The sequence below is a fragment of the Paenibacillus sp. GM1FR genome (assembly GCF_002803315.1).
In the GTDB taxonomy this organism is placed as follows: Bacteria; Bacillota; Bacilli; order Paenibacillales; family Paenibacillaceae; genus Paenibacillus; species Paenibacillus amylolyticus.
This window is the reverse complement of the sequence record NZ_MKZL01000033.1, coordinates 253,723-266,074: the sequence shown is the minus strand read 5'-3', so window position 1 is coordinate 266,074 and position 12,352 is coordinate 253,723. Positions and strand designations below refer to the sequence as shown.

9 protein-coding genes are annotated in these 12,352 nt (G+C 45.0%); 5 read left to right on the top strand and 4 right to left on the bottom strand.

Annotated features, from left to right (window positions below; all coding sequences use genetic code 11):
* Positions 1 to 199 precede the first annotated feature (199 nt).
* From yidC to PAEAM_RS21295, 3 genes are all read right to left on the bottom strand, one after another.
* The gene (yidC, locus tag PAEAM_RS21305; protein ID WP_100528875.1) at positions 200 to 1,087 is read right to left on the bottom strand and encodes a membrane protein insertase YidC; all 888 of its coding nucleotides are present in this window, start codon (positions 1,085 to 1,087) and stop codon (positions 200 to 202) included.
* Positions 1,024 to 1,374, bottom strand: a complete 351-nt coding sequence (locus PAEAM_RS21300; protein WP_235193801.1) for a hypothetical protein — start codon at positions 1,372 to 1,374, stop codon at positions 1,024 to 1,026. The genes yidC and PAEAM_RS21300 overlap by 64 nt, the downstream gene beginning before the upstream one ends.
* Before the next feature lie 92 nt (positions 1,375 to 1,466).
* Positions 1,467 to 3,086 carry a DUF4153 domain-containing protein gene (locus PAEAM_RS21295; protein ID WP_165790006.1) on the bottom strand — a complete coding sequence of 540 codons (1,620 nt, stop codon included), beginning with the start codon at positions 3,084 to 3,086 and terminating at the stop codon, positions 1,467 to 1,469.
* A 134-nt stretch (positions 3,087 to 3,220) separates the two neighbouring features.
* Between PAEAM_RS21295 and PAEAM_RS21290 the strand changes: the two genes are divergently transcribed.
* The 5 genes from PAEAM_RS21290 (at position 3,221) to PAEAM_RS21270 (ending at position 11,145) form a co-directional block, all read left to right on the top strand.
* Positions 3,221 to 5,026 carry an ABC transporter substrate-binding protein gene (locus tag PAEAM_RS21290; protein ID WP_100528873.1) on the top strand — a complete coding sequence of 602 codons (1,806 nt, stop codon included), beginning with the start codon at positions 3,221 to 3,223 and terminating at the stop codon, positions 5,024 to 5,026.
* Between the two features lie 87 nt (positions 5,027 to 5,113).
* A complete protein-coding gene (locus tag PAEAM_RS21285) occupies positions 5,114 to 5,698 on the top strand; it encodes a P-loop nucleotide/nucleoside kinase family protein (protein WP_100528872.1) in 585 nt (194 codons plus the stop codon).
* Positions 5,699 to 6,008: 310 nt separating this feature from the next.
* On the top strand, positions 6,009 to 8,045 hold the full coding sequence (locus PAEAM_RS21280) for a serine hydrolase domain-containing protein (RefSeq protein WP_165790005.1): 2,037 nt from the start codon (positions 6,009 to 6,011) through the stop codon (positions 8,043 to 8,045).
* A gap of 128 nt (positions 8,046 to 8,173) precedes the next feature.
* Positions 8,174 to 10,513, top strand: coding sequence for a sensor histidine kinase (locus PAEAM_RS21275; protein ID WP_165790004.1), 2,340 nt, complete (start codon positions 8,174 to 8,176; stop codon positions 10,511 to 10,513).
* Complete coding sequence (locus tag PAEAM_RS21270) at positions 10,510 to 11,145, top strand: response regulator transcription factor (RefSeq protein WP_100528869.1); 636 nt, start codon at positions 10,510 to 10,512, stop codon at positions 11,143 to 11,145. Before PAEAM_RS21275 ends, PAEAM_RS21270 begins: the two co-directional genes overlap by 4 nt.
* 135 nt (positions 11,146 to 11,280) lie before the next feature.
* Here the strand turns inward: PAEAM_RS21270 and PAEAM_RS21265 are convergent, their stop codons facing one another.
* Positions 11,281 to 12,246: a sugar phosphate isomerase/epimerase family protein gene (locus tag PAEAM_RS21265; protein WP_100528868.1), complete on the bottom strand. Its 966-nt coding sequence runs from the start codon at positions 12,244 to 12,246 to the stop codon at positions 11,281 to 11,283.
* Positions 12,247 to 12,352 lie beyond the last annotated feature (106 nt).

The window sequence follows — 12,352 nt, the reverse complement described above, 5'->3', positions numbered from 1 at the left end:
TATATATCATTAAGTGATATTGGGGAACAGGCAGTCGACGTTATGCTTTCCATCCGCTTTCGTAAAAAACTAAAAAGGAACACCTGATAGTACAAAAAAGAAGCCTGATCCATACGGATCAGGCTTCTTCATTATGTTTATTGTATTTAACAAGATTACGTAGTCACCATGTTTCTCTTGTCACCTGCGACCAAATTTATTAAGACTTTGCAGGTTTCCGAGAAGGTTTGGCGGAGCTGGAATTTTTATTCTTTTTCTTACTTACTTCCACAACCACAGGCTCCTGTGGGTGCTCCACCGGGTACATTTTGCGGAACAATAATGTCTGTAGTACCAGGAATGAACCCCCAACTGTCCAGTAGAGCGGCATCGCTGCCGGAGCTGTAAGAGAAAAGAATGCCATCATCAATGGGGAGAGATAACCCATAATGGCGAACTGTTTTCGCTGCTCAGGCGCCATATTGGCTTGTGATACCTTGGCTTGAATCAGATATATGACCGCGACCACCACAGCGAGTACGTAGTCCGGCGCTCCCAGTTTGAACCACAGGAACGAGTGGGAGGACAACTCCGGTGTAAGTCGGATGGCTGTATAAATACCTGAAAGTATAGGCAACTGAATGAGCATCGGCAAGCAACCAATGTTCAGCGGATTGAACTTATGTTTCTTGTATAGCTCCATCGTTTCCTGAGACAGCTTTTGCTTATCAGCAGGATCATTTTTGCCTTCATATTTTTTCTTGAGCGCATCCATCTCGGGTTTCATGGCGTTCATGATGACTCGTGTTCCCTGCTGGGACTTGGCTTGACGCATCATCAAGGGCAACAGTGCTAAACGAATGACCAGCGTAATTACAATAATCGCAACCCCGTAGCTTCCGTTAAATATGGTAGCAATATGCTGAATCAGATACGACAGTGGAAATACAATGTAGTGATTAAAAAATCCCGGTGTCGATGAAGTAATCTCCGACACGTTGTTGCTGCATCCGGCAAGCAGCATGACTGCAAACAAAATGGCAATCAGGCCATAGATCCGTCCCTTGCCCGAAGTAAAAGTGAATCCCTTGTTGGTCTTATGTTCCATATATATCCTCCTCGTTGATTTGTTGACCAATCGTTCAACGAGGAATGACAATCTGGTTCATCTTCATCGGGCGCTTCTCTTCGTCTAATCATGCGGCTCCAGTCTTCCTGTCTATGCTGTCTGTCCAAACACAGGGCGGGAAGAACAGGTTCAAGTCCACCACCGGCGCCACCTTCCATCCAGTACTCCGTCATGCCACAGTGAAGATGGGCAATATAGGCATAACTGACGGTGAAGATGAGTCCAATCGAGAATAAATATGGTAATAACTCCTGCAGTTCAAACAAGGGATTCACCCCCTTTATAGGTTAGTTTTTATATTATAACACTTACATATTGTTTTTGCATAAATCCGTACGTGAAAACAACTACTATTCAGCTATTCCGTTCTCAATTTGGACAACTCTTGCTCAGCTCGGTGTCTTGCCACGTTATAAGAAGGCCATGAACGATCTGATGCATCCTCGTCCAAGTAGGCTTGACGTTCCAGCATTTCCCTCTTAAGATCCGGATACTCCTCCTGAGCAAACTCTCGAAGTAACGGAACTGCATCTGCCGACAGACTTGCCAGATAGGTTGCATCAATATTGCCAGTTTGATGATAACGTTCAATATTCAGCTCGGCAATCCGTTTATCCATGCCCACATAGTTGACTGCAACATAAGCTGTGAGCGCCAGCACGATATACCAGCGGATCAGCGGTATTGATGTGTACCGTATACGAAGGCCAGCAATCAGCAACAGGAGTGCGAGGAAGATCATGAATGCGTGTACCAGGAAGCGGATGTACGTATATCCATAAGCCTGCTCATAGAGATTAAGGCGCATAAACGCGGAATACAACATGATCGCCGAACAACTGACCAGAATCAGGAGAAGTACCTGATGCACAATCGAACCCACTTTGCCACTCGAACGGGTATACTGCAAAGCAACAATAAGAATAAAGAAGTTAATACCTGTGACGAGAATTAACTCTGCGAATCCACTTCTCGCATAGTCTGCGTAAGACAGATCTACCGGAAGATGCCCCTCTCCTGCACCAAACAGATACGAAAACTGTACAAGTACAAACAAAACGTACACACAGTTAATGACAATCAGCATCGTCCCCACAATGATGGGGTCCAATCTAAATGGTTCCCGATGAACCGGAGTGCGTTCGGGCTCGGGTGTAATCTTATTGGTAACCTGAACTTCAGTGGCCGGGTCCACAGGAGAGAATATATAGTTGTGATCACGCTTATCAACCGTGGATACTGCTCCATTTTTCCAATGTGCGTTCGCTCTCTTCTCTGCCTCATATTGCATTGGCTGTACAAATCCCCATACATAACCGAACAGCAATACACCTGCGATGACAATCCAGATGATTCTCGGTATCCCTGGAGTAAAAGCCAATTGATTCAGCCACTCCGGAAAACCGGCTAAATACTGATCAAAGACCCCGTCAGCAGAGGACAGTAATGCAACGACTACAATGAGGATAGGCAAGGACGCCACAAGACCAATGAGTACTTTGAAAACAACTGTTTTCTGGGATTTGCCCATGCCACGCCCGCCTGCTCTCACAGCAATAGCAGCAACAGTCCCCCAATGACGTATAGCTTGAGGTAGCAAGTGGTCAATAGCCGTACCAATCAAGCCAATCTCCCACCACTGCTTCTGTTTTCTGCCCATCAGATACGTCATATGTAAGATAACTACGCCAGGTATGACCAGAAAATTAAGAACATACAGCAGTTCATTGTCGTATAACAGAAACGTTAGCGACAACAATAGCACTACAGCCGCTACAAAAGCATCAATGAACTTGAAAGACCTCATGCGATCCCTTGCAAACAGATACATGAACACATAAAAGAGAATTACAGAGATAGGATACGATACGCCAATCTCATTACCATAGAATAAATACTGGTGAATGATCGCCAGCATCCATGCAGACAGTAGCGTGATTAGAGCGCGTTGCGGTGAAGCCATTATTTTATCAATCATGGGAAAAACCTCCATTAACCTTTCTATGCTATATTCTAGATGATAAAATAGGAATATAAATAGAAATTAAAATCGACAAAACTTCTTATTTTAGAGGAATACGTCAGAGTTCACCTCCAGGAGGGAATCAACACTTGAAATTACATCAGCAATATCTGCTGTTGCATCGCCATTACGGTCACCATACAGAACATGAACTTACACTCGCCGATCTCGCTGAGTTGTTAAATTGTACACACCGCAATACGTTAACGATTGTCAAAAAGATGGTTGCCCATGATTGGATTCGTTGGGTTTCCCAGCGTGGCCGGGGTCGGCGTTCTTCACTGACTTTGCTTGTTCCGGCTGATCAAATCGCCGCAGAATATATGATGCAGGCCATGAATCGCCGGGAGTTACAGGAAGCTGCCGAGCAGGTGAGCGCATTCTCCAGTTCAACAATCATGCAGGATCATCTAAACCAGTGGTTGCTTGGGTATTCAGGACATCATACGGAAGCCGGCACCAATAATGAGCAGATTGATACGCTTCGGTTGCCCCTGCGCCAACAGCTTCATGCCCTTGATCCGCTGTTCATTAATCTATTAGCTGAATCCTTTGTTACCAGCCATGTCTTTGACGGGTTGGTTCAGCGGGGTGAACAGGGAGAGATCCTCCCATGTCTCGCTCATACCTGGGATGTCAGTGCAGACCGAAAGACCTGGATCTTTTATTTGCGAAAAGGTATTACATTTCACGATGGTCAGTTGTTGACAGCCCATGATATTGTTCATACGTTTGAACGGCTGCAATCTACAGATCGCCGGACACTGTACCGTGATGTAAGTAAACAGATTCTATCTATTGAAGCGGTCGATTCCTTAACCGTGTGTTTCCAGCTTAAAGATCCTCATGAATTGTTTTTGTCCTTCCTGACAACAAGTCGTGCGGCGATTGTACCCTCACCAGGAACAAACGAACATAATATGAAGCATTCGAGTGATGTGCATGGGATGCAAAAACCTGTTGGAACGGGACCGTTCAAGGTCACCGCCTGGGATGATCACTTGTGCAGACTTGAAGCATTTTCATCATATTTTCAAGGTAGAGCACATATGGACCGGGTAGATATCCTGCAGATTCCGTGGAGTGCCTCGACAAAAATGGACGATAGCCAAGATATCGAAACTCCGTTCTTTCATCTTGTTCATAATCCGTCTTCGTCTGCGGGTGCAGACTGGACACAGATTAGTGCAGGTGTAATGGTTCATAAATTACTCACGTGTAATACACAAAAAACCGGACCGTTAAACGATCCGGAAGTAAGAGCACACCTTCAGTCATGCCTTGCTGGAATGTATAGAGATGACGGACATTCAGATAACTCTGAGGTCGTCGTGCCTGATTTTAGTGCGGTGAATACCAAGAAAGTCCAGGTCCACTCGGAGGGATTTAGCGATATATTGATAAGTTCCGTATCCTCCAGTCCCATCTCCTTGCACATTGCAACCATTCCACAATATCGCAGAGATGCCCAACATCTGGCGTCCATACTGGAGCAGTGCGGTTTCTCCTGTACCGTCCGAACCGCTACGATGGAGCAGTTCAAAGGAAATCTGCGGCTGGAATCTGATCTGATTCTCTTCTCTCTCATTCGGGACAGGGACGAAGAACTGCGCAGGTATGATCTTTACTCCACGTTGTCTGAGCATCTGGAAGATTCTACTCGTATAACGATCCATGAGATCTTGCAAACCATCATCGCCTCTCCCATCGCTGCGGATCGAACTCGTGAATTAGACCGCATTGAGCAATTTTTGGTTGATCAGAATTTACTGTTCCATTTATCCGAAAAACCAGTAGAAACCGCTTATCTGCCTTCAGTACGTGGTCTATCTTTCAACAGCCAGGGCTGGGTGAACCTGCGTCATATCTGGTTTCCTTCGCAGGTGATGAAGTGAGATTGTTATGGATTGTGCTAAAATAAGCAAATGATATTAGCTCACATCTTACACGCACTTGCACCATACTAAGGAGGCATTACATTCATGAGCAAACTAATTTTCTTTCTCGGCGGGGCCGGAAGTGGCAAAACCACCCTTGCCAAAGCCCTTTCCCGTAAACATAAAGCAGCTTTCTTTGATATGGATATTCTGCTTCGTCCCGCGGCTGAGGCGATCATGACCCTTCAGGGACTTGATCCATCTGATCGGGATTCACCGGAATACAAACGGCTGTGCCGTGATCTTGGGTATCGCATTACGATGGACGCCGCTCTGGATAACGTTCAGTTGGGTATCGATACGATCGTTGTGGGGCCATTTACCAAGGAAATCGGTTCCCCGGATTGGATTGCTCAGGAACTTGCACGAATTGGACATACCCTGGATGATACGGATGTGCGTGTGGCCTATATTTATCTTGAGAATGAAGCGTTGTATCACAAACGAATCTCAGCAAGACAATCCCCACTAGATGAAAGGAAGTTAGCCAACTGGGATGCCTTCACAGCTTCTCTCGTCCGTAAAGAAGTAGCTTGGCCCCTCCCTGCTTCATCCGTCGCTTATATTGATAATTCAAGTGATGATCCTGCGATTGCCTATGCTGAACTTGAACGACGGATGTACGAGTAGTTTTATAAAATCTACTTCCCAATTCCTTTGCCCGATGTCGCTTTGCATGGAAAATAAAAAGACGAAACAAAAAGAGGTATTTGTCGAGACCCCCATTGGGTCCATCATGACAAATACCTCTTTTCATATATTTAAGATCATTCAAAACTTACTCTTCATCCTCAACAATTGCGGGATCACGCAAAAAGGTTTGCGGAAGTCCTGCCATAATAAGTGCGTACTACGGAATCGCCATTACATTCAAACTGATAGATTATAGATGTACTTAAATGTAAGAGAACGAACATATCTCAACTCAAAGGAGAATTTCATGAAATCTCACGTAGCAACATGTCCAACTCAACAACAACAGAGCTACAAATCAAATCCTAATTGGAAACGTGCCGTAGCCAACATCCTCCTGGTTGCATCTCTGAGTTTCACCACAATAACCAGTGTATCGGCAGAGAGCAGCCTCCCTCTTCCTCAGGTAAGCCCTCAGGAAACTGAATCGTTCATCAATCAATTCTTCGCCCAACCTGAAGTGAAGTCTGCTCTGAAAGGTGCGGTAGTCACCGTTGTTCACGATCAACAGATCGTTTTGAATAAAGGATATGGTTATGCCAATGTGGCAAAACAAATCCCCGTCGACGCCGACTCCACTCTATTCCGTGTAGCCTCCATCTCCAAAACGCTGACAGCAACCGCTATTATGCAATTGACCGAGCAAGGTAACGTAAAACTTAATCAGGATATCAGCACATACACAGATGGTCTTAATCTGACCAACCATACCGGAACAGCGTTAACATTGGATCATCTGATGACCCACACCAGCGGGTTTGATTTCACAGATGTAGCAGCTATACCCAGGGAGTTGAATCATTCTTATCCGCTTGAGCAATTCATCCAGGACAACAAACCGTCCGTTGTTCGCAATCCAGGAGAAGTTTTCCGTTACGACAACTACGGTTATGCACTCTTGGGCTACATTGTTCAGAAACAGTCCAAACTTCCGTTTGAAACTTATGTACAACAGCATATATTCAACCCTCTTGATATGTCGGATAGCCATTTTACACTAAGCAAAGACACGCTGAGTAAACTCGCAACTCCTTATAGCGCTGAAGGACAGGAACTTCCGCAATATCCCAATGTACCGGACAGCTCCCCTGAGGGCGGATTAATTACGACTGGACGGGATATGGCTCACTTTATGCTTGCGCATCTCAATCAAGGTTCGTACCAGGGTGCACGTATACTCGAACCGTCATCCGTCCAAGCAATGCAAACGCTGGATGTGTCCATACACCCGGATATACCTGGCACAGGTTACGGATTCGAATCCACCTATTCGCAGTATAATCATGGACGTAAAGTCGTGAGTAAAGCAGGTGATCTTGACGGATTCCACTCCAATCTGTGGCTGTTGCCTAACGAGAAGACTGGACTATTTATCGTCTCCAACAGTGATGGACCAGATGTGCGAGAAGCGCTTTTTCAAGCATTTATGGATCATTTTTATCCGAGTAATGAGGTCCAAGATGTCAATTATAGCGTACCCAGGTCTTCACTCCGTACCTATGAGGGACTATATCGGGATATCCGTTTGCCTGCATGGTTATATGATATTTCAGCAACAGAGAAAGGTCTTCAGGTTATAGATGCTTATGGCACTCACACTTTAACACCCATTAAGGACATGTTGTTCATGGATGAGGAAGGCAAGCTTGCTGGTTTCAAAAAAAATCAGTCAGGTGAACTCACGTATTTCTATTACAACAAATCAGATAGCTGGTCCGAGAAATTGCCAGAAGCCAGACCTTATGAAGATGTGCCAGAAGACCATCCCTATGCTCCGTACATCTATCGTTTAACACAGATTGGCCTGTATTCACAGGATCAATCCCTATTTGAACCAGAGAAGCCTGTAAGTCGTGGGGAGTTTGTAGCACAGGTTGTGGGTATAAGCGGAATGTCCATTTCAGCTCAATCACCAAAATTTAAAGATACCCAATCAAGTCCCTATGCCCCCTACATTCAAACAGCCCTTGAACTGGGTATTGTGCAAGGTAATACCCGTGGATTGTTCCATCCTGACCAAGCCATAACAAGGCAAGAGGCCGCGGTGATTATTTCGAGAACGGCACAACAACTCCTTGGTGCACCTGCGGTAGCTGCCGATCTCATCGGTTCACAGGATCGTTGGGCTGAAGAAGGTGTCCAGTTTGTGGTTGCTCTAGGTCTCTACGGTCCGGAAGTATCTGTATCCAGCACCGGTGCTGTGGATTATAGATCGAAGCAACCTATGCTCAGGCAGGAATCATCAGTTTTGATGTACAAAATGTTAGGCACTCTGCTACATTAACATAGAGTGATGCTCGGCAAGCCATGTCATTGCTACATGGCTTGTTTTTCCACTTCATTTTACCAATGATACATTTTATAAGAACGGATGATTTTACCATGCGACCAGGACTCTCATTACATAGATTCATGAAAACTAAATTTAATATCGTGTGGTTTGTAACAATGTTGTGCTTTATAGTGACAGCCACGTATATCCATATCTCTTCATTTATGAATCCTTATATCGGACTTTCGTTGACACCAAATGCCTCCAATTCTTGGGCAGTACATGATGTAGATCCGCAAGGTTTAGCATATACATCCGGAATAAGATCGGGTGACACCATTATCTCGCTGGAACCCAAAGGAGGAGTCCGGTTTCTCCATCAAAAAGGTGTATTCTTAGTGACTGAAGCCTACACCATCGGCGTTGAGAATTCTCACGGTCAGGCATCCGAACATACAATGAAGCCTGGACCACGTGAATGGTTCAACATCGGCTTCTCATCCATAGTAGAATTATTGCTATTGTTGACCGGAACCTATGCCTTGTTTAACCAACCCGGTTCACGAGTGATGCGCCTGTTCTACCTCCTTAACCTGTCCATGGCCATATGTATACTGACGATATACACATCCCAGTTGCCTTTATCTAATTATATTCTGGCCTTTTGTGCGGCATGGTTACCTTACTGTCTAACTGCTTTTTATGTGTCTTTTGTATTCCGTACCCGTCTGCATCGTTTCCGATGGTTATTAATCATCAGCAGATGTATTGCCGTTGCCTACTCTACCGGCCTTGCCTTTCTGTACATCAAGCAGTGGATGATGACCGATGTTCAGTTCAATCAAGGCATTACTACCGTCAGTACTCCTGTTGCACCGTCTGGTCCAACCAATCTGCTCAACTTTATTCTTTGTGCAACCCTTCTGATCTTAATCTGGATGACATGGGTTTATCGTAAAAGCTACAATCGCAAGGAGCAGAACCAGCTATTGCTCATGTTAACAGGAATACTTGTTAGCCTGATTCCCTTCATCATCTGTTTTGCTATTCCAACCCTGCTTCAAGGTGAACCATTATTGCCTGTAGAGTACACATTAATTGGATTTCTGCCTTTATCATGGATGTTCACTTATGTACTTGTACAACGGAGTATGCTTGATCTCAAACTGGTTATGCCAAGATTGATAATTCATGGACTATATGCTTTAATCGTATTTTTACTGTTTCTGGCTGCTTCTCACCTGCATTCGTTAATTCATATCAGCTTGCTGTTTGTCTCGTTTTTGCTGATCACTTGGGTGTATCAGTACACGCTCACACGCTCACGCAAGAAAAACAAACTTAACAAAGACTGGCTGGAACACCAGCAACTGCGGTTGACTGTGCGAATGGCTGAGCAGCAAAACATGCGGGACATGATTCACGTGTTTGCCGAGATGTTCCACAAGATGCTGGATATTGAAGGTGTAATTGTCATATGGATTGATGATAAGCACAGATATTCTCAGGAAGGTACAGGGGTTTTTGCTTCCATTCAGAATATAGATAACCAGGCGTTGGATATTAAAGTTTTACGACAAAAATATGATTTGGCACAGGTTTGGGAGCTGTCGGGTGAGCCCACTACGGAGACGATAGGATTTCTGGGCATTGGTCACAAAGAAAATCGCACCCTTTTTTCAGCAGAGGAACAGGATATCATTGATAAAGGCAGGCTGGAAGCAATTCGAATGCTCGTCAATGGCAGACTCTTATCCGATCTGCAGAAGCGATATGAACACCGTGTAGACCAGACAGTTTTTCATGAACACCAGATACGCCGTCATCAGCAGTTCAATGATATTATGATGGAAGCCCAACAGGCAGAGCGTATGAAAACCTCATATTTCCTTCATGATCAACTGCTTCAAAACCTGATTTTCCTGTCTCGTGATTTGGAGGAATTACACGATACCGGAGAGACGCATAAGGATCAAACGGCTGTTTGGCTGGAGTGCCTGTATGCTTCCCAGAGAGATATACGTCAATTGTGTGATGATCTCTACCCTCATATTATGGATCGAAGTGATCTTGAAGAAGCGTTGCAATGGCTCATACGTACACTTCAAATGCAAAGTGGCATCAGCATGGAACTAAACTACAACGCCCTCTCTGAAGAGTTAAAGTACGAACCTCTGAAGTCCACCGTCTTTCGGACGATCCGTGAACTCATCATGAATGTGATGAAGCACGCACAGGCGTCGTTCTGCTCTATTCAGGTACATACAAGGGATACTGACTTGATTCTCCAAGTAGAGGATGATGGCTTGGGATTTAATGTTCATACCACATTTGATACTGCAACAGGGCACTTCGGTTTGATATCCATACAAAGCAGCATTCAGCATCTCGGTGGAGAATTCACCATATATTCCAACCTTGGCAAAGGAACCTCAATCAACATCCGTTTGCCTTTAACCAAAGGAGCAACTGAACAATGAGCGAACCCATTACAGTCGTACTGCTTGATGATCACCCCCTGGTCATGGAAGGTCTCAACAACCGCTTAAACCGCGAACCCGGCATAGATGTACTGAAAACATTCAGCGATCCATTGCTTTTTTTATCCGAAGTAGAGGCGTTGCGACCAGATGTTGTTGTGATGGATATCCGCATGCCCCAGCTTGACGGGTTCGAGGTTGTGAGAAGATTGAAAGATCAATACGGGTTATCCGTTAAAATCATACTGTTATCCGGATACAACTATCACGAATTCCAGTTAAAAGCTTATGATCTGGGCGTCCATGCCTACTTGTCGAAACAAGCAACGTATGGACAGATTATCAACGCCATTCACCAGAGTATGTTGGGTCATGTTCTTATTCCAGAGACCATGTTATCCCCTAATCTGGAGGAATCACTCACGGCAACAGAACGGGAAGTGCTTAATCGTATTGCACTGGAGATGACCAATAAGGAGATCGCACAGGATCTGGCTATTAGTCAACGTACAGTGGAGTATCATATAACCTCTATTACACAGAAATTTGGTGTGAAATCTCGAATTGGTGCTGTAGTCAAAGGCTATCAGGCAGGGATTCTCGGTGACGTAACACTCCCTGAGAAACGGTAAAAACATGTACCCGTTTAAAAGAACAACAAAAGAGCGGCAGAACACCCTCTAATACAACCTGAGGTTTGTTCTGAACCGCTCTATCTGTTGGTTTACTTTCCTATAAGGTGCATTCATGTTTGATGCGTGTGCTCCCTATCCGCGCTGACGCGCCGCATGACGTTCAGCAATACGAGATGTAATTAATCCGTGACTTTCATCGATCTCTTCCGGTGTACATGCGGCTTTTAATTCATATACTTTTACCGGCGAACGATCAATGATATCCAAAAACGAATCAAAAAATGTCATGTCTTTACTATGGATGTATGGACACCAATGATCTGCCAACCCTACGGTTTCATGAATATGCACGCCAACCACGTGATCAATCAACGCGTTAGCCTCACTTACATTAGCGTACAGCCCCATTCGATCCATCATCATGCCGTGACCAATATCGTACCAGAGACCAAGGGGCGCGCCCTTCATTTGTCCAATAATCGTTCCCGCTTCATGCAATGTCGGCATCTGATAACAGCGTGAACGGGTCTCAATACCGAAATTCACCCCGTATCCCCGCTGCTCCGACAAGTTACATACCTCTTCCAGACTCTCCTGAATCCGGCTCAGATAATGTGCGCTGCCATCTTCCCGCTTCTCCAGCATCTCTTGCCATAAAGATTGATATGCTGGTGAATCCGGTCCTTGATCGTGGTATATCTTTTTCAACGCTTCATCTATATTATATTCAAACGGAACCTCACCGGGATGTACAACGACAGCCTTGGCCCCATAACGATGTGCGTACTCGGCTGAGCGAAGTAACAGCTCAATCGCCCGTTTGCGGCGCGGTTCATCATCGAACCCAAGCAGGACGGAATCCGTCCCGTAGTCGGGATCAGCCACATGCGGGAATGTATTATGCACACTGGATACACCGATCTCGCCCCGTTCAATCATCGGTTCTATCGTCTGCAGCATCTCTTCCGTTACGTTGTAATTCAGTTCCACCTGTTTGAATCCAAGAGACTTGATCTCCTCGATCATGCCTTGTCCGGTCGTATGACGTTTGATATTCCAACATGTTGAGAACGAATATTCCTGTTTGTCCGTATACATATGATTGGTCCTCCTGTCTCTCATTCTATCGCCCATTCATATTCCATTTATCTCTATCTATATAAGTTGAACCAATACACTTTATACTAGATCACTCCAATTGCAG